Source organism: Psychrobacter sp. CX90, assembly GCF_057396305.2.
The window spans coordinates 1,855,082-1,872,516 of sequence record NZ_CM182008.1 but is presented as its reverse complement, the minus strand read 5'-3'; the positions used below and the strand labels follow the sequence as shown (position 1 = coordinate 1,872,516).

The window sequence follows — 17,435 nt, the reverse complement described above, 5'->3', positions numbered from 1 at the left end:
ATTTATTCATTTAAATTAGATCCATAAAATGTTATCCTTATAACTATTAGGGAATTAATGTTTTCTCTCATGATGAAGCAAATATTATGAGTAATATTATAGAGATTTTGCTAAGTATTATGGGCTATAGGTAATGTTGGTTAAACGGCAACAATGTTCATCCAGTATGCTGTAAAACCGCAGTAGTTTCTCTCGGTTGGCGTTAAATTATTTTGAACGACTTAGCTAATAAATACCTGCTGGTCTATAAGAGCAACTTTATTTTTAGAAAGTATTCAATACCTATTCGATCATAAATTTTGTCAGCCATAGTACGTATACAAAAGGTGACGTATGCAACATAAAGAACAACCGGTAAAGCATCAATGGTTAAGTGCGTTGATAATGTCCTTTATTGCCCTGCCAATAATTACTATGTTATTTATCTGCGCTTATGGCTTTATTGTTTGGTTTGGTCAAATGTTTTTCTGGGGACCACCAACTTAAATTATTTTTTCAATTTGCAGCATATCTATTGTCATATTGTGGTGCACTGACGCAAATCTATTCGTTAACATAATCACAAAATGATTACTTCCAATACTTGAGACCGTTATTTAAATACTAGATCTGGATACGATACAAAATGGTAAGGAATCATTATGAACGCAATTAAGCGCCTATTTAACTGGCTGCGTCGCCTTCTATTTAAACCCTCAACTAAAATTGGCTTAGGCCTACTAATCCTCATCGGTTTTGCTGGTGGGGTTTGGTTTTGGGCAGGATTTAATGCTGGACTAGAAGCGACTAACACGGAGGAGTTTTGTCTGTCATGTCATACAATGGAAGACAATATGTTACCCGAGTTACAAAAAACTGTGCATTGGCAAAACCGTACAGGGGTGCGAGCAGAGTGTCAGGATTGTCACGTCCCTCATGACCTGTCCGATAAAATTGCCCGTAAGATGCAAGCATCACGAGAAGTGCTATCGCATTTAAAAGGTGATATTGGTACGCGTGAGAAATTCTTAGCACACCGTGGCGTGTTGGCTCAACGTGAATGGGCACGCTTTAAAGCCAATAACTCTAAAGAGTGTCGTAACTGTCATGATTACGACAGCATGGACTTTAGTAAAATGCGCGTGACTTCTCAGATGATTATGCGAAGTGCCGCTGAGCGTGACGCTAGTTGTGTTGATTGCCACAAAGGTATTGCACACGAGCTGCCAGAAATGGAAGGTATGCACAATCCAGCATTCGACTCTTTAGTATCAGAGGCTGGTAATACTAAAATTAAAGTGGGCGATATTTATTATAACATCGTGCCACAGCCTTTATATTTAGATGCAGAAAAAACCAAAATAGCAGGAACTATTGAAGTAGCGGCTCCCGCTAAAGTTATTGCACATGAAAACGGTATGACCCAGATTGAGCTGGACATGTGGCGCAAGAATAAGGGCTTTGGCCGTGTTTGGTATACCCACTTTGGTTTGAATATTGTTGATGCTATTATCGAAAAAGACCTATCTCGTGATGAAGGTATTGTGACCGTTAAAGAGTCTAAAGAGGACGTAATGACTGGTCTTGAGTGGCAAAAAGTCAGTGGTCAGTTCTGGGTAGAGGATGGTTTGTTGATGGACAGTCTTGAGCCTGCTTGGGATATTGCGGGTCAGACTTATGCTGATAATTGCAGTGTGTGTCATCGTCAGCCAGATCCTGCGGGACATGATGCTAACCAATGGCCAGGTTTATTCAGTGGGATGGTAGGGTTCACTAACCTCGATGAAGACACAGGGGGGCTAGTGCTGAAATATCTACAGCTGAATTCGTCTAACTTTGCAAGTGCACCTCATGCAGCTGGATCACCTGAAGCTACGCCTCAAATGGCACGACCATAACGCACCAATACGCATAAGAATAAGAGGGTTATTATGAGAAATATGAATCGTAGGGGTTTTTTAAAATCGCTGGCGGCGTTATCTGGTACAGCCATGCTACCGATGCCACTACTCGCAGATGACAGTATTTTAACAAATGCTAAAGGTGCAAAGTTAGAGCAACAGGACTGGAGTGGTTGGAAAATGTCAGGGGCGCATTGGGGTGCCTTCCGTGCTAAAGTTGAAGCGGATAAATTGGTCGAGATTAAGCCCTTTGAGTTTGATCAATATCCGACCAAAATTTTAGAGGGTGTGCCTGGCATCATTTATAGCCCGTCACGTGTACGTTATCCTATGGTACGAGTTGACTGGTATAAAAATCGTCAAAACAGTGACACCTCGCAACGGGGGGACAATCGCTTTGTACGTGTGAGCTGGGATGAAGCATTAGATTTGGTTTATGAAGAGCTGGAGCGTATACAGAAAGACTACGGCCCATGGGCACTGCATACCGCAAACGTAGGTTGGCGCTCAGTGGGTAACATTCACAGTTGTGGTAACCATATGTTGCGAGCGATTGCTATGCACGGCAACAGTGTCGGCACCGCTGGGGACTACTCTACAGGTGCTGGTCAGGTCATTTTACCTTATGTCTTGGGCTCAACTGAGGTTTACTCTCAAGGAACATCATGGCCGCTGATTTTAGAGAATTCAAAACTTATTGTTTTCTGGGCCAACGATCCAATTAAAAACCTTCAGGTAGGGTGGAACACTGAAACGCACGAAGCGTATGAATATTTTGAAATTCTGCGCGATAAAGTCAAAAATGAAGAAATCGAAGTCATCTGTATTGATCCCGTCAAGAGTAAAACTCAAAACTATCTAGGCTGTCAGCATCAGTACGTTAATCCAATGACTGATGTTGCCTTTATGTTGGCTATTGCCCACACTTTATATACCGAAAAACTCTATGATAAAGCGTTTATTGATATGTATGCGCTTGGTTTAGAGGAGTTTACCCCTTATTTAATGGGTAAAACAGAAGATAAAGTTGAGAAAACTGCGGAATGGGCGTCTAAAATCTGTGGTGTAGACGCTGAAACTATTCGCAAATTAGCCCGTAAAATGGCTAAAAACCGCACGCAGCTATGCTTTGGTTGGGCCATTCAGCGTCAAGAGCATGGCGAGCAGCCGTATTGGATGGGTGCCATTATAGCTGCTATGTTAGGTCAAATTGGCCTGCCAGGTGGTGGTATTAGTTATTCCCACCACTATAGTTCTGTAGGGGTTCCCGCTTCTGGCGCGTCAATGCCTGGCGCCTTCCCCCTGAACTTAGATACGGGCCGCAAGCCAAAGTATGGGAACGATGATTACAATGGCTATAGCTCAGTAATTCCAGTTGCTCGTATGGTAGATTGCTTGCTTGAACCCGGTAAAAAGATCAACTTTAATGGTCACGAAGTTACCCTGCCACCGCTAAAAATGGGTATTTTTACCGGTAGTAATCAATGGCACCGTCACCAAGACCGTAATCGCATGAAAAAAGGGTATCGCAATATGGAAACAGTTGTGTCAGTTGACTATAACTGGACAGCTACCTGCCGATTTGCGGATATCGTATTGCCAGCATGTACGCCTTATGAGCGTAATGATCTCGATGCTTACGGATCTTATAGTAATCGCGGTGTTATTGCCATGCATAAGCTAGTAGATCCTCTGTATCATTCAAAGTCTGACTTTGATATTTGGTATGAATTTACCAAGCGTATGGGACGTGAGCTAGAATATAGCCGTGCCATGAACGAGATGCAGTGGATTGAACAAATCTATGAAGATTGCCGAGCAGAAAACTTGAAAAAAGATTTCTATATGCCAGAATTTAAGGAGTTTTGGAAGAAAGGCTATGTTCTCTTTCCAGAAGGGAAACCGTGGGTACGCCATGCTGATTTCCGTGATGATCCAGAAGTCAATGCATTAGGAACCCCCTCTGGCTTTATAGAGATTAGTAGCCGTAAAATTGCTAGCTATGGTTATGAGAACTGTAAAGGCCATCCTATTTGGATGGAAAAAACTGAGCGATCACACGGTGGTCCAGGCTCTGATACATACCCGTTATGGCTTCAATCCGTTCATCCAGACACACGTTTACATTCACAAACTTGTGAGTCTGAAGAACGGCGTGCAACGTATACGGTGCAAGGCCGTGAGCCTTGCTATATTGGTCCGGAGGATGCGAAAGCACGAGGGATTAAAGACGGTGACCTAGTCCGGGTTTTCAATAAACGGGGTCAGTTGTTGGCCGGTGCGGTTATTTCCGATAATTTCCCATCAGGGGTCATTCGTATTCAAGAAGGGGCGTGGTATGGTCCAACAGGTCCTGAAATAGGCGCAATTGACACTTATGGCGATCCTAATACCTTAACTCAGGACATTGGTACATCAATGTTAGCACAGGGTCCAAGTGCTAATACATGTTTGGTAGAGATTGAGAAGTTTATTGGTAAAGCGCCTGCAGTGACCTCGTTTGGTGGTCCAACCTATGTTAATCCAGATGGCTCACCTGCTAAAGAAGACAAAGGTTAGTTATAAAATTGTTATAAGATACTATTAGCTATTAATCGTTAACAGTGTGAGGCTTAATAACTACTTAAAAAGGGCTTTACTTATTTATCGAAGTAGAGCCCTTTATCTCCATTGGCTTTTAAAAACCAATTATAATAAAAATTTTACCTTCGGCTGTATATTGAATTCAATTTAAATCTATAGTCAAAGAACTCTAAAATGGGTACAAGGCAAGATAGGCGAAAACTGTACAAATAGTACGTTGAGCGAGTCTAAAAACGTAGCCGTTTAGTGGTTCTTTGACTATACTACAAGGCGATCGAGTGTAAGCAACTACTTATTAAGTAGGCTTAACAAGGTCACAGCTGTAGTTTTAAGGTGGTTTTACTATAGTAACCCTTTAGAGTAATGGAAATATGATGAACAATAATGAACAATGGCAGGCTGCTAATAGCGCACGGGCTACTATTTACCGCTGGCTAGCGGACATATTCGCACAGGAGTTGACCACAGCGAATTTAGAAGATTTACAGGTTCGTTATGGTAATATGCATCAAGCATTTAGTGGTCTAGGTCTTGAACAACAAAGCAATCGACTGCAAAATGCTATAAACAATCTAAAGTTGATACCTAAGCCAGACCGAGCCCTTGAGCTGGCTGCTGACTTTGCACAAATATTCTTACTCAGTGGTCGAGATAGTGCGCCGCCTTATGCCTCATATTATCTTGAAGCTGAGCAGATGCTGTATGGCAAACCAGCTCAGCAAATGGGGCATTTTTTGTCCAGTCATGATCTGAGTCTACATCCAGACTTTCGTGAACCAAAAGATCACATTAGTGTTTATTTGCAAGTCATGAGCTTATGGATTAAGTCCAGCTTAGACAATGAAAAAGGTAATGAGCAAGGCAATAAGCAAGATATTGAGAGTCTGGCTAAAGAGCAAGCTGAATTCTTGGATACGGCACTGCTAACTTGGTTGCCTAAGTTTAGTGAGCGTTGTCAGAAAATTGGGGTTAAAACTGATGTGTATCCTGCATTTGCCGAGTTACTCTTAGGTTTTGTTAAAGAAGACAGACAAGGTTTAGCCGAGATGACATAAGCTGAAAAATCAGATGAATGTATAACTTAGGTCGTACTAACAGGTATAAAAGGGCTGTTAGGGAGGATGGTTAAGCTTTAATGACAGTATAACCAGCAGTAACTTTATCTGCATGCCCCATTTTCTGTAATATTTACAATCGCTTATGAGTCCAAGTTAGCCTATAAATGGTAGACTAAATAGCTGAGAATATATTGGATAGCTATAAGATTTTTTAAAGAGAGTTTCGTGATGATTACTGTGACCGAGCTGAAAGCCGCTATTACTGACCGTGTTATCACATACAATGAGACGGATTTTCCGTTAGTCAATAGACCAACCGAAACCCGTGATTTGCTAGCCAGTCAAAACCATATTTTAGCGACAGCGGTGGTTGCTGATTTTGATGTTCCTCGTCAAAATTTATCGGCTATGGACGGTTATGCTATCGCTATAGATAGTGTAATTGAGAAAGGTGCAGACATTGAGATTGTAGGCGAGTCGCAGGCAGGGGCACCTTATATAGGGGATCTAAAAGCTGGGCAGGGCGTACGCATTTTTACCGGTGCCGTAGTACCGAGTAGTTGTGATACGGTAGTCATGCAAGAGAATACAAACTTTTCTGATATTAAACACAGTATCGATAAGTCACAAGCCTATGCAATAGAGCTGACCACAACGGCGTCTATTGATAAAAATATTCGCAAACAAGGTGAAGAGATTCAGCGCGGCGAGGTGGTTTTACATCCCGGAAAACGCCTTAATCCAGCAGATATTAGCTTATTGGCGAACTTAGGAGTGGCAAAAGTAGAGATCTACAAGCCATTGGTTGTAGGTATTGTAGCAACAGGTAATGAGCTGGTGGCTGTGGGCATGCCGTTAGAGACGACTGCGCAAATTTATAATTCCAATACCCCGACGCTTAAAAGTATGCTGGCACAATTGCCGATAGAAATTAATGACTATGGGATTATTCCGGATAATTTAGAGATGACTCGCAAAGCGATACACACTGCGATGCAAGAGTGTGATGTGGTGCTATCTACCGCGGGCGTATCGGTTGGTGATTATGACTTTTTAACCACAGTAATCGAAGAGCTGGGACAGATTAATCATTACAAGGTGGCAATGAAACCTGGCAAACCATTTGTATTTGGGGAGCTATCAAAGAACTTGAACATACCTACACTATACTTTGGGCTACCAGGTAACCCGCTTTCGACAGTGGTCGGTATGCTACAGTTTATTATGCCGACTTTATGGCGCTTGTCTGGCGCTAATGAGGCCGATATTCCCCAGTCTCTATCCGTGCAAGCGATACTGGGTAAGGATGTGAGAAAGTCGCTCGGGCGCACCGATTTTCAGCGTGGTATCTTAGAGAAAAAGAAAAATGGAGCTTATGTGGTTATACCAGCGGGCAAGCAAGACTCACACAGGATTAAGCAATTAAGCCATGCCAATTGTTTAATCCTACTGGAACAAGATTCAGTAGGTTTGTCGGCTGGAGATTTGGTAGAAGTGATGCCTTTGCCATGGTGCTAAATAAAAGGGGTTCTGACTGTTACTGATTGCAGGTTATGCTGGCTGTTATTAACAGTATTTAACAGTATTTAACACCGCTTCCGTCATTGCCTATACTACTATAGGAGTATAGGCTCATTCTTAGAGTGAATGCTTAATAGATATTAAAATGTTAAAATAGCTTTTCCATTAAACAATATTCAACACTTTGCATCATATACTTTTAACTCACAACTTGAGGCAACGCTTAACGCACACTAATAAGTTAACACACGGTAATCAAACATGAACCATCTTACTTCGACGCTGGGCAGTGCGCAATTGTACTTGCCTGAATTCAACGAACCACTATTTGATGGTCCTTTTAATAAAACCATGGGTAAATTACCTTATAAAGTGGTTAATATAACTTCTAAACAACAACCTATATCCCCTGCTCATGACAGCACACTAACCGATGGTTTCTCCCGTCGTCTTACCTACTTGCGTCTATCTATCACCGATTTCTGTAATTTCCGTTGTGGCTATTGTTTGCCCGAAGGGTATCAAGGTCGCCGACCTGATAACGAGTTGACTCACAGTGAAATTGAAACGCTTATCCAAGCCTTTGCTCAAGTGGGGACGAAAAAAGTACGTCTCACTGGTGGAGAGCCCTCCATTCGCAAAGATGTGACTGAGATTGTTGATGTGGTAAAAGCAACCTCAGGCATCGAAAAGGTAGCGATGACCAGCAACGGTTATAAACTGGGTAAGCATATTGCAAACTGGCAACATGCTGGACTAAATCAGTTAAACATCAGCATAGATAGCTTTGACCCCGCCACTTTTAAACAAATGACAGGGTTTGGTATATTACCCCAGCTATTAAAGGATATAGATACGTTGCTTGAAACAACCGATATCAAGCTAAAGCTAAACGGTATCTTGATGGAAAGCACCGCCTATGACACGTTAATCTCGGCATTGGACTATGTTAAAACGCGGCCAATAACCTATCGTTTTATTGAGTTTATGCAGACCAGTGATAACCGTGATTTATTTTTTGCCCAGCACGCCCAATCGACCTTAATTACTAATTATTTGATAAACAACGGATGGACTGCGCAAGATAGAGGATTGACCGATGGGCCCGCCATAGAATATAGCCACCCCGATTATATAGGCCGGATTGGGATGATTGCACCTTATGCCCCGCATTTTTGTGACAGCTGTAACCGCTTACGAGTCAGTAGTCTTGGTAAGATTCATCTTTGTTTATTTGATCAAGGCAGTTATGATGTTCGAGACTATTTACAACGCCAAGATGTGAATGGACTTATTGAAGTACTACACGGGTTGATGCCTATTAAGCCAGAACACCACCATCTTGCCGAAGCGAATAGTGGCATTATGAATAATTTGTCGATGATAGGGGGGTAAGGCTTATCTTGACAGTAAACAGCTATTGATAGTTATGAAGATGATAGTTATGAAGAGATTAGCGACGAATGTCATAGATGAGAAGCGTTATTTGTTTAAAAATTGCGACAATAAGCTCTGTATAACTCAAAAAATAATATACTTTACATTCTTTTTTTAAGGTTAGATTATGTCAAAAGAAAAAGCGTTTGTCCCATTAAATATTGCGGTTTTAACCGTGTCTGATAGTCGTAGTTTGAGCGAGGATACATCGGGTCAATACTTAGCCGATGAGGTAACCAAAGCGGGGCACATACTAGCTGAACGTGAACTTACAACTGATGATATCTATCAAATTAGAGCGGTTATTAGCAAATGGGTGGCAGATCCCCAAATTCATGCTGTGATTACAACAGGAGGTACGGGCTTTTATATCCGTGACAGCATCCCAGAAGCAGTCAGTGTGTTATTTGATAAAACGGTTGATGGTTTTGGTGAGATGTTCCGTTTGATTTCTAAAGATGATATCGGTATGTCTACTATTCAGTCTCGGGCAATTGCTGGCATGGCGAATAATACCGTTATTTTCTGTCTACCAGGCTCAGGCGGAGCGTGCCGCACTGGATGGGATAAGATTATCAAAGAGCAGCTCGATAGCCGAACTCGCCCTTGTAATTTTGTGCCGCATTTAATGCGTATTAATCCAACTCATGATCACGACTAAACTAGGTTTGTAAAGTGAGCTTTAGTCGTCGATTGAGCGACCATAATGACCATAAGGGCAACCATTTGTTTGATGCGCAAAACATCAGGGATTCAGTCGCTGGCATTTTGATATTGGCAGGGGGGCTATCTACCCGTATGGGCTCGCCTAAGGCCTTATTAAGATTACCCTCAGGTGACAGCTTGCTTGATTATCATTTTAAACAGGCCCAACAGTTTGGTGTGCCTATTTTGATCGCAGATGCTGGAGCAGGGTATGTAATTAATGATGCGTTATTAGCGCAATTTCCCACAGTATCAGTCACACATATCAAAGACTATTGCCCAATAAAGGTAGTTGAAGGTCATAATAATAAAACCAAGCTTAAACACTCAGCAGGGCCTTTGGGCGCAATTTTGTCTGCTATGCATTATTTTGTACTTAATGAAAAAACAGCAACAATTAAAGCAAAGTGGTTACTGGTGGTCAGCTGTGATAGTTTGGTTTCTGGGGCGGATATTTGGCACCATATACAGGAGTCGTCTATCACAGAACACAAAACCGCATCTAGTAAAGACACTAAAGTTATATGTTTAAAAGACGATAACCGATTGTACCCATTATTAGCGCTGTATCAATTAGGCTTAGCAGAAGATTTAAACGATTATTTAGACTCAGGGCAGAGGCGGGTAATGAGTTTTATTAACCCCGTTTGTCAAGCACTGACAATGCCTGAAAGTTGGTATGTTCTATCAAACTTAAATACGCCAGATGACTTTAAAACAGCTTGCCAAGCAATACGTTAAATTGGCATGTGGAACATTACTTAACTAACGATAGAACGGATTATTTAAATTTAAGCTATCCTTTAACTGATTCTTTAACGTCTTATTTAACCATTCATCTAACTATCCATCACAATATTGACGCTAAGCCATTATGCCAAAAACATTGCCAAATACATTAGAAGCTCATAACTCTACTATGAATAAAGACAACCCAAATAACGACTCTACAACAAACGGTTGTAAAGCGGTACTGTCGCACTTAGATGCCGAAGGCGATATTCATATGGTGGATGTGGGCCATAAGACCGTGACATCTCGACAAGCAGTGGCCCAAGGTTATGTAATTTTCCCCCCTGATATTTACTGGCACATTAAAGCTGCCGATGGCATGACTAAAAAAGGCAGTATTACCCAAACTGCGCATATTGCCGGTATTATGGCTGCAAAACGTACTCATGATTTAATCCCACTTTGTCATCCGCTGCCTATAGACAAAATTGCATTAACGTTTGATTATGTCGACGCTGCTCATGCAATTAAGGTGGCCTCAACCGTGAAAGTGAGCCATAAGACTGGAGTAGAGATGGAGGCGTTGACAGCTGTCAGTGTGGCCTGTTTGACGATATACGATATGACCAAAGCATTATCCCACGATATTATCCTAAATGATATTCGCTTGGTAAGCAAAACCGGTGGCAAGTCTGACTATCAAAATAGAGCCGATTATAAAAAATAGAGCCGATTATAAAAAATAGAGCTGATCATAAAAATAGAGAACATGATGAATATTACCGTATTGTATTTTGCCAGTTTTGCAGATAAAGCCAAAAAAGGGCAAGAAAACCTTCAAATAGACAGCGATACATCATTGAATCAGCTGTATGCACAATTACAAGCAGAGTATGGATTTGCTTTAGAAGAGTCACAAGTGCGCGTCGCCATCAACGATGAATTTGCAGACTGGAACGATAAACTAAGAGAGGGTGATACCATCGTCTTTATTCCCCCTGTTGCGGGTGGCTAGCCGTTTAAGTTCTATAATATTGCGTCAGTCCTATTACTATTTTTTATGCTATATACGCGAGACAAAAGCCATGTCCAACTCTACTTCCGATCTATCCATCTCTTCGCAAGTTTCTGGCAGTCAGAAGACCTTAGAGGGTGCAGAGCAAGCACATAAGCACGCCAGTCAAATATCTCATAGTATCGATGAGGCATATCAAATTGCTCAACAGCAGGGGTTTGCTTTACTCGATACTCAGATTGATGAGCAACGTTTGAAAAAGATGTTGAAAGATGAGCATTGTGGCGCTTTAGCGACTTTTGAAGGGTGGGTACGCAATCATAATAACGGTAGTGCTGTGAGTCAATTAACGTATTATGGGTATGAGAAGTTAGCCATTAACCAAGGCAAGCTCATTATTGAAGAGGCCAAATGTCGCTTTGATATTAGCAATGCCGTGGCAATTCATCGTATTGGTAAGCTTAAGATTGGTGATATGGCAGTTTGGGTAGGGGTGTCGTCAAAGCACCGCTATCCTGCTTTTGACGCTTGCCGCTGGATACTGGATGCCATTAAAGCAGATATACCAGTCTGGAAGCAGGAGTTTTACGATAACGAACCTTCAAAGTGGCTAAGTAATAATGGCTAAGTATTAATAAAAAAGTAGCAATAAAAAAGTAGCAGTAAATAAGTAGAAAGACAAGCACAAAAAAGACAAGCACAAATTAGCAATGGCTATATTAGGGCTCAATCTAACACTGGTTTAAAAATTTCTCGCTTATTAAATCACACATTTAAGGCATCTGCTTAATGAGCACAACAGTACAGCATAGCGAAGCAAGCGACTTAAAGCTAAGTCATAACCAGCTAAGTGATGATGAGCTGATGCTTTATGCTCGCCAAATTTTGCTGGAGGGCTGGGGTATTGGTGCTCAAGAGAAATTGCGGGCAAGTACTGCAATTATAATCGGTGCTGGCGGGCTGGGTTGCCCTGTTTCTGAGACACTTGTACGCGCTGGCGTAGGCCATCTATATTTGATCGATAATGATGTTATTGAGCTGAGTAACCTACAACGGCAGACGCTTTTTAAGCCAGAAGATGTGGGACGTCATAAAGCAGAAACTGCCGCAGAAACTTTAAAACAAATAAATCCATTTATCCATATTGATTACAAAGTAGAACGGTTACTGCCAGATAATATCGATGATATTATTCGATTATTAATGTCTGAATTGACAGGTTCAAGCGTCGGTGCAGACGGCAGTGCAAAAGATAATGCAGGTAGTAGTACAGACAAAAATGCAAATATATTATTGCTTGATTGCACGGATAATTTTGCCATCCGAGAACTGTTGAATCAAGTCAGTGTTAACTATAACATTGCCTTATTATCAGCCTCTGCAATAGCGATGTCTGGCCAACTTGCCTTATATGAGCCTTCTAAAAAGACAGGTTGTTATCATTGTGTGTTTGGTGATGTTTTATTAAACAGCTCAGATGGGCGGGCAGAAGAACAGACTTGTGTTAGCTCTGGCGTTCTAGCCAGTACAACATCCGTCATGGGCAACTTCCAGGCAAATGCCGCACTCTACTATTTAGGGCTAGGACACAACCCACTTGCAGGTCAGCTTTTAACGTGGGATGCGAGAAGTATGACTCAATATAACATTCGTTATCGCCAAAATAAAAATTGCCGTGTGTGCGGTTAGGGCGTGAGCTTGCTTTTAAGCGTTATCGTCTAATTGCTATCGTCTCAATCTTATGGTCTAAGGACTATTGTTTCAATTATCGTTTAATCACTATCGACGTTGAATGGCGTTATTTATACCTGCAATCAAGCCTACCAGAACAATTCCCATGATAATCAATATCAGTGACATGGTATGTGCCATATCATAATTTAGGGCTTCAACCTGTTCATAAATAGCGATAGATATGACCTTGGTTTCGCCAGAAATACTGCCGCCAATCATTAACACCACACCAAACTCGCCTATGGTATGCGCAAAGCTAATAAGACTACCTAATACAATGCCTGATTTGGCTTGAGGTAAGGATACTCGGAAAAATCGGCGTAATCGACTCGCCTCTAACAAATAAGCCACATCACTCACATTTTTTGGAATGCGTAAAAACTGTGCATATACAGGCTGAATGTAAAAAGGGAGAGAGTATACGATAGAGCCAATGACTAACCCCTCAAAGGTAAAGGCTAATGCACTTAGGTTATGCGTGACAAGAATTTTTCCAATACCAAAATTTGGGCTCATTATAAGCAATAGATAAAAACCAATAACGGTAGGTGGTAGGACTAATGGCATGGCAATAATACCCATTACCATAACTTTTAGACGAGCCATCCAAGGTGTTCTTGAGCATTTAGCCAGCCAATAGGCTAGGGGCGTTGCAAAGAGTAATAAACATAGGGTTGTCACGCCAGCAAGCTTTAGGCTTACCCATAAGGGTAATAGCATCTCAGACAGTTGAGCGGGTGCTAATGACATAAACAGGCTAATTATTAAAGATAAAAGAAGTTAATGAAGTTAATAAAGATAAAGAAGTTATAAAAGAAGTTAATAAGTTATAAATAATAAAAGAAGGCCAAGACGTCTTTCATTTATTAAGCGTTGCCTTGTATATAAATAGGGCGCTGATAGCGCCGAATAAATGAAAGCTTAACCTAACCTTAATGAATTGACCAGTATCTATTTTAGCTATCGTCAGTCCTAATGTTTGAATATTCAACACACCCTAACATTTTTAGCTTAATAATCTAAATGAGGACACTCCCTATTGTAGTATTGCGGGTCACACTGTTTTCTTGGCAAGGTAATTGAAGGGCAGCCACTTCAAGATAAGCGAATTCAATGGTTGATAATTCAAGGCAATCTAATTGGCAAATACCCTGCTTGTAAGAAATGCTTTTGCGCCACTTCAGATTGAATGAATTTGGCGAAATCAATGGCAGTGGCGTGATCTTGTAAGATAATGCCATCTTGTAATATAGCAGGGTAATCGTTAATCTCAAGCGTGCGATATTGTGATTCATCGACACCTGCTGTCAATAGTTGCGATTGAGCTACCAAGCCATAATCAACACTACCGGCATGAACATATTGAAAAGCTTGACCAATATTTTCTGTCTGAACAAGCCTTTTATTCTCTATTAAGTTTTTGTAGAGGTGTTTATCTTCAAGAAAAGCTTTTGCCGATGCCCCATAGGGTGCCAGAGTTGGATTGGCAATGGTTATCTTAGTATTTGGATTGGCCTTAATAAGCTGTTTAAATGTGTTCGTATTGAGTGACTTAGCTGAACCCAAAGGCTGAGCCGGGCTGTATAAAGATAATTGACCTCTGGCATAGGTAAAGGGTTTCGGTGGCAAGGATCCATTAGAGAGTAAGACAGAGTTAGCGAGCTTAGCGGGGTAGGATTGATTGGCAGATAAAAATAAATCGTAAGGGGCACCTGAATTGATTTGAGCGTATAACTTACCCGATGATGCGTAGGTTATCTCAATTGGATAATTGGCGGGTAGGTTGGCGTTTTGCTTGTATGATTCAATAACTTTTGGTAATACAGCAGACAGATTGGCAGCAGCGGCAATGTGTAACGTGCTAGGCTGATTCGCAGCTGATGGCTTAATGTTATTTTTAGAAGATGAATTGGGCGTGCATGAGGTCAATAACCCTGACAATGACATAAGCAGAAGAAATAAGCAATAAAAGAGAGCCGTATTGATAGGTAAAGCTTTTTTGAAAGATAAAGATAAAGACATAATTTAGCACTAATTAACTAACTGTAAAATACATAGAATAATAAACTGATAAATTATGAAAGAAGAGTGGCAGTAGCTAGACCTCGGAAACGTCTCTCAAAATTCATCAAGTTTGACCCTGTACATCTACCAAATTATATCTGCTTTGCAACCATAATGATATTGAATAAGGTAAAGGATATAGATGAGTTTTCAGTGTATCGAACAACTACAGATAATAGGTTTGAATATTGTTGGCGCAGTCACGTAATATAGGTAAAAAATCTTGTTCAAGGTCTTTTGGTGTTACGCGCATGGCATTTGTACTTATATTAATGGCCCCAATAAGCGTTTTATTTCTCTTATAAATGGGTACTGCTAATGATAGTAGGCCAGTGTCTAACTCTTGGTTTAAGATGACGAATTGATCTTCTTTAATTTTATTCAACTGCTGCTTTAAAATCTCAATATCCGTAATACTGTAGGGGGTATATGGTGTTAGTTCAATATCCGCTAAGAACGCATCTCGCTCATTTTCAGGAAGATTGGCCAAGATAGCCCTTCCCATTGAGGTATAAGCAGCAGGCAGTTTGGTGCCAGGAGATAAGGTAATTGCCATAAGTCTGTGCGCTGCTGCAGATCGGGCGATATACACGATATCATGACCGTCTAAAACCCCGAATGAGCAGGATTCGCCAGTCTCTTCAGTGACTCTCTCAAGGTAGTATTGCACAATCTCTTTATGATGGTTGCCGCTTAAGTAGCTGGCGCCAAAGCTTAAAGTTTTTGGTGTTAAGCTAAACTGACGTTTGTTTTTATGAATGTAGCCAAGAGCATGCAGTGTTAACAGGTATCGTCGAGCCTTGGCTCTGTCTATTTGAGCCAGTTCCGCCACCTCGCTTAGTGTCATGCTTGAATGTTGTGCATCAAAGGTTTGCAGCACACTAAGACCTGCTGCTAATGAGGTAACAAAGTCGGGACTATCTACAGGTATTTTTTTATCTTGTTCTTTAAACATAAAATTTAATGTATATTTTGTTAAGGGAGTACACGCAGGTTTGCATAAGATACGATAAGGATACTAAATGAAAATCAGCAAATTTATCAATCAGCCGTTCTTGAGTGCTGATCTTGCCGCCGAATTTTCAGATGAAACATTTGTTCAGTCAATGCTAGATTTCGAGTTAGCGATCATCGAAATTAAGGAGCATCATAGCCTTATTCCTCTTGGGATTCTAGAAAAAACTAAGCAAGCGTTGTTATTAAGCAATTTTGACCTTGATGATATGGCGCAGACAACCTATCTCGGTGGCAATCCTGCCATCCCTTTTGTCGCTCAAGCAAAGCGCTTACTTCCTGACGAAATCAAACCTTACTTTCATAAAACAGTGACCAGTCAAGATGTCGTGGATAGTGCGATGATGTTGATGATAAAGTCTGGATTAGAGACAATCAATCAAGATCTAATTGCTATTCTCGAAGCGTGTGGACGTTTGATCAAGACGCATAGTGCAACGCCCATGTCAGGTCGGACACTTCTGCAACAAGCTCTTCCCATAACTTTTGGTGTGAAAGTATCACAATGGTCATCTGCATTAGTATCAGTAGTACCAAATTTAGTAAAGTTACAAAAATCAGGGCTGTATTTGCAATGGGGAGGACCAGTAGGCGTCAGTAATGTAGAAAATGAGCAGCATCAGCTACCACAAAAGGTAGCTGCTCTTTTAGGTTTGACAGAACCTTTATTGCCTTGGCACACGAATAGACAGCCTATACATAGCATTGGGTCAACGTTAGATGCATTGGCTGGTGCCTTCGAAAACATTGTTGAGGACATATCATTGATGTGCCAATCTGAAATAGGCGAGTTAGCAGAGCCTCCTATTGAAGGTATGGGAGGGTCGTCTTCAATGCCTCATAAACGTAATCCTGTACTGTGTGCCTTAATAAAGACGGCAGCAATAAGAATGCACGGGCATTTAAGTGTGATAAGCAATACTACGGCACAGCCATTTGAGAGAGGGTTAGGTGAGTGGCATGCCTCTTGGATGCCATTGATGGAAGGTTTGGCTTTGGTAGCAGGGGCATCTAGTTACATGAAAGTTTTACTCGAGGGCTTGCGAGTTTATCCAGAACGCATGGCAGAAAATTTAGATTTAACAAGTGATGCTTATCTGATTAACCCCTTAACCCAGTATTTATCAAATGACCCTCAATTATCAAATAAACCCCAACTACTATTGGCAGTTAATCAGGCCAGCGATCAGGCGCATAGAGATCATATTGGATTTGTACGAGTGTTAAATGAGCTTATCAGCGTGCGCAACCTTAAGATTGATTTAACCGCGAAGGATATAAAAACACTGTTATCTCCCCTTACTTATTGCGGTGCCGCTCAATGGCAATGTGAAAAAACAGGTAAAGAATTGGTTGAGTCCATAAATATATTGAGAGGCTAAGGCGTGTCCTCAATTCGTACAATTGCATTTAAATGGGCTGAAAATAGCCAAATCTTGTCATACCACGTCAAATAACGGGGAAGTATCTCGATATTTACCTATTATTCTCCTTGTCTGACTTCGATTTATCTTATTTTTATCTCCATTTTCAAAATGAGGACACGTCCTAGTGAATATATAAACAATTGAAAGTAAATAGTATTGACAGACGAAAGGTTAAGGTATAGTTTAATTCACTATACGAACAACAGTTCTTTTAGCGAACAATAGCTATGCTGAGTTTGAGGATGGTATTGCTGCTATTGTTTAA

General features: G+C 41.0%; 16 protein-coding genes. 13 read left to right on the top strand and 3 right to left on the bottom strand.

Annotation, left to right across the window (positions count from 1 at the left end; all coding sequences use genetic code 11):
- Window positions 1-333 precede the first annotated feature (333 nt).
- The 12 genes from AC2SLN_RS07355 to AC2SLN_RS07300 all read left to right on the top strand — a co-directional run bounded on the left by AC2SLN_RS07355 (window position 334) and on the right by AC2SLN_RS07300 (window position 12,620).
- A complete protein-coding gene (locus AC2SLN_RS07355; protein ID WP_486550367.1) occupies window positions 334-486 on the top strand; it encodes a periplasmic nitrate reductase, NapE protein in 153 nt (50 codons plus the stop codon).
- A gap of 155 nt (window positions 487-641) precedes the next feature.
- A complete protein-coding gene (gene torC, locus AC2SLN_RS07350; protein WP_486550366.1) occupies window positions 642-1,877 on the top strand; it encodes a pentaheme c-type cytochrome TorC in 1,236 nt (411 codons plus the stop codon).
- A 33-nt stretch (window positions 1,878-1,910) separates the two neighbouring features.
- Window positions 1,911-4,439: a trimethylamine-N-oxide reductase TorA gene (gene torA / locus AC2SLN_RS07345; RefSeq protein ID WP_486550364.1), complete on the top strand. Its 2,529-nt coding sequence runs from the start codon at window positions 1,911-1,913 to the stop codon at window positions 4,437-4,439.
- A 398-nt stretch (window positions 4,440-4,837) separates the two neighbouring features.
- Window positions 4,838-5,518, top strand: a complete 681-nt coding sequence (gene torD, locus AC2SLN_RS07340; protein WP_486550362.1) for a molecular chaperone TorD — start codon at window positions 4,838-4,840, stop codon at window positions 5,516-5,518.
- 231 nt (window positions 5,519-5,749) lie between these two features.
- Entirely contained in the window at window positions 5,750-7,039 is a 1,290-nt protein-coding gene (locus AC2SLN_RS07335) for a molybdopterin molybdotransferase MoeA (RefSeq protein ID WP_486550360.1), read from the top strand.
- 354 nt (window positions 7,040-7,393) lie between these two features.
- Entirely contained in the window at window positions 7,394-8,437 is a 1,044-nt protein-coding gene (moaA, locus tag AC2SLN_RS07330; protein ID WP_486550435.1) for a GTP 3',8-cyclase MoaA, read from the top strand.
- Between the two features lie 169 nt (window positions 8,438-8,606).
- The gene (gene moaB / locus AC2SLN_RS07325; protein ID WP_486550358.1) at window positions 8,607-9,140 is read left to right on the top strand and encodes a molybdenum cofactor biosynthesis protein B; all 534 of its coding nucleotides are present in this window, start codon (window positions 8,607-8,609) and stop codon (window positions 9,138-9,140) included.
- 14 nt (window positions 9,141-9,154) lie between these two features.
- Complete coding sequence (gene mobA, locus AC2SLN_RS07320) at window positions 9,155-9,925, top strand: molybdenum cofactor guanylyltransferase (RefSeq protein WP_486550356.1); 771 nt, start codon at window positions 9,155-9,157, stop codon at window positions 9,923-9,925.
- Between the two features lie 178 nt (window positions 9,926-10,103).
- Window positions 10,104-10,643 (top strand): cyclic pyranopterin monophosphate synthase MoaC, encoded by a 540-nt coding sequence (moaC, locus tag AC2SLN_RS07315; protein WP_486550433.1) that lies wholly within the window; start codon window positions 10,104-10,106, stop codon window positions 10,641-10,643.
- A 45-nt stretch (window positions 10,644-10,688) separates the two neighbouring features.
- On the top strand, window positions 10,689-10,931 hold the full coding sequence (moaD, locus tag AC2SLN_RS07310; RefSeq protein WP_495057321.1) for a molybdopterin converting factor subunit 1: 243 nt from the start codon (window positions 10,689-10,691) through the stop codon (window positions 10,929-10,931).
- A 70-nt stretch (window positions 10,932-11,001) separates the two neighbouring features.
- The gene (locus tag AC2SLN_RS07305) at window positions 11,002-11,559 is read left to right on the top strand and encodes a molybdenum cofactor biosynthesis protein MoaE (protein ID WP_486550353.1); all 558 of its coding nucleotides are present in this window, start codon (window positions 11,002-11,004) and stop codon (window positions 11,557-11,559) included.
- 161 nt (window positions 11,560-11,720) lie between these two features.
- Window positions 11,721-12,620 (top strand): HesA/MoeB/ThiF family protein, encoded by a 900-nt coding sequence (locus AC2SLN_RS07300; protein WP_486550351.1) that lies wholly within the window; start codon window positions 11,721-11,723, stop codon window positions 12,618-12,620.
- 90 nt (window positions 12,621-12,710) lie between these two features.
- On the opposite strand, the gene modB is transcribed toward AC2SLN_RS07300, so the two are convergent.
- The 3 genes from modB to AC2SLN_RS07285 all read right to left on the bottom strand — a co-directional run bounded on the left by modB (window position 12,711) and on the right by AC2SLN_RS07285 (window position 15,684).
- Window positions 12,711-13,415: a molybdate ABC transporter permease subunit gene (modB, locus tag AC2SLN_RS07295; protein ID WP_486550349.1), complete on the bottom strand. Its 705-nt coding sequence runs from the start codon at window positions 13,413-13,415 to the stop codon at window positions 12,711-12,713.
- 375 nt (window positions 13,416-13,790) lie between these two features.
- On the bottom strand, window positions 13,791-14,687 hold the full coding sequence (gene modA, locus AC2SLN_RS07290; RefSeq protein WP_486550347.1) for a molybdate ABC transporter substrate-binding protein: 897 nt from the start codon (window positions 14,685-14,687) through the stop codon (window positions 13,791-13,793).
- A 208-nt stretch (window positions 14,688-14,895) separates the two neighbouring features.
- Complete coding sequence (locus tag AC2SLN_RS07285) at window positions 14,896-15,684, bottom strand: IclR family transcriptional regulator domain-containing protein (protein WP_486550345.1); 789 nt, start codon at window positions 15,682-15,684, stop codon at window positions 14,896-14,898.
- 67 nt (window positions 15,685-15,751) lie between these two features.
- Here AC2SLN_RS07285 and AC2SLN_RS07280 point away from each other — a divergent pair, with 67 nt between their 5' ends.
- Window positions 15,752-17,125: a lyase family protein gene (locus AC2SLN_RS07280; RefSeq protein ID WP_486550343.1), complete on the top strand. Its 1,374-nt coding sequence runs from the start codon at window positions 15,752-15,754 to the stop codon at window positions 17,123-17,125.
- Window positions 17,126-17,435 lie beyond the last annotated feature (310 nt).

Excerpts from the sequence above, each read along its gene's own strand:
- torD (WP_486550362.1), top strand. The coding sequence starts at position 4,838 with ATGAACAATAATGAACAATGGCAGGCTGCTAATAGCGCACGGGCTACT.
- torA (WP_486550364.1), top strand. The coding sequence starts at position 1,911 with ATGAGAAATATGAATCGTAGGGGTTTTTTAAAATCGCTGGCGGCGTTA.
- torC (WP_486550366.1), top strand. The coding sequence starts at position 642 with ATGAACGCAATTAAGCGCCTATTTAACTGGCTGCGTCGCCTTCTATTT.
- moaD (WP_495057321.1), top strand. The coding sequence starts at position 10,689 with ATGAATATTACCGTATTGTATTTTGCCAGTTTTGCAGATAAAGCCAAA.
- AC2SLN_RS07300 (WP_486550351.1), top strand. The coding sequence starts at position 11,721 with ATGAGCACAACAGTACAGCATAGCGAAGCAAGCGACTTAAAGCTAAGT.
- AC2SLN_RS07285 (WP_486550345.1), bottom strand. The coding sequence starts at position 15,684 with ATGTTTAAAGAACAAGATAAAAAAATACCTGTAGATAGTCCCGACTTT.
- moaA (WP_486550435.1), top strand. The coding sequence starts at position 7,394 with ATGGGTAAATTACCTTATAAAGTGGTTAATATAACTTCTAAACAACAA.
- moaB (WP_486550358.1), top strand. The coding sequence starts at position 8,607 with ATGTCAAAAGAAAAAGCGTTTGTCCCATTAAATATTGCGGTTTTAACC.
- modA (WP_486550347.1), bottom strand. The coding sequence starts at position 14,687 with ATGTCTTTATCTTTATCTTTCAAAAAAGCTTTACCTATCAATACGGCT.
- AC2SLN_RS07335 (WP_486550360.1), top strand. The coding sequence starts at position 5,750 with ATGATTACTGTGACCGAGCTGAAAGCCGCTATTACTGACCGTGTTATC.
- AC2SLN_RS07305 (WP_486550353.1), top strand. The coding sequence starts at position 11,002 with ATGTCCAACTCTACTTCCGATCTATCCATCTCTTCGCAAGTTTCTGGC.
- modB (WP_486550349.1), bottom strand. The coding sequence starts at position 13,415 with ATGTCATTAGCACCCGCTCAACTGTCTGAGATGCTATTACCCTTATGG.
- moaC (WP_486550433.1), top strand. The coding sequence starts at position 10,104 with ATGAATAAAGACAACCCAAATAACGACTCTACAACAAACGGTTGTAAA.
- AC2SLN_RS07355 (WP_486550367.1), top strand. The coding sequence starts at position 334 with ATGCAACATAAAGAACAACCGGTAAAGCATCAATGGTTAAGTGCGTTG.
- AC2SLN_RS07280 (WP_486550343.1), top strand. The coding sequence starts at position 15,752 with ATGAAAATCAGCAAATTTATCAATCAGCCGTTCTTGAGTGCTGATCTT.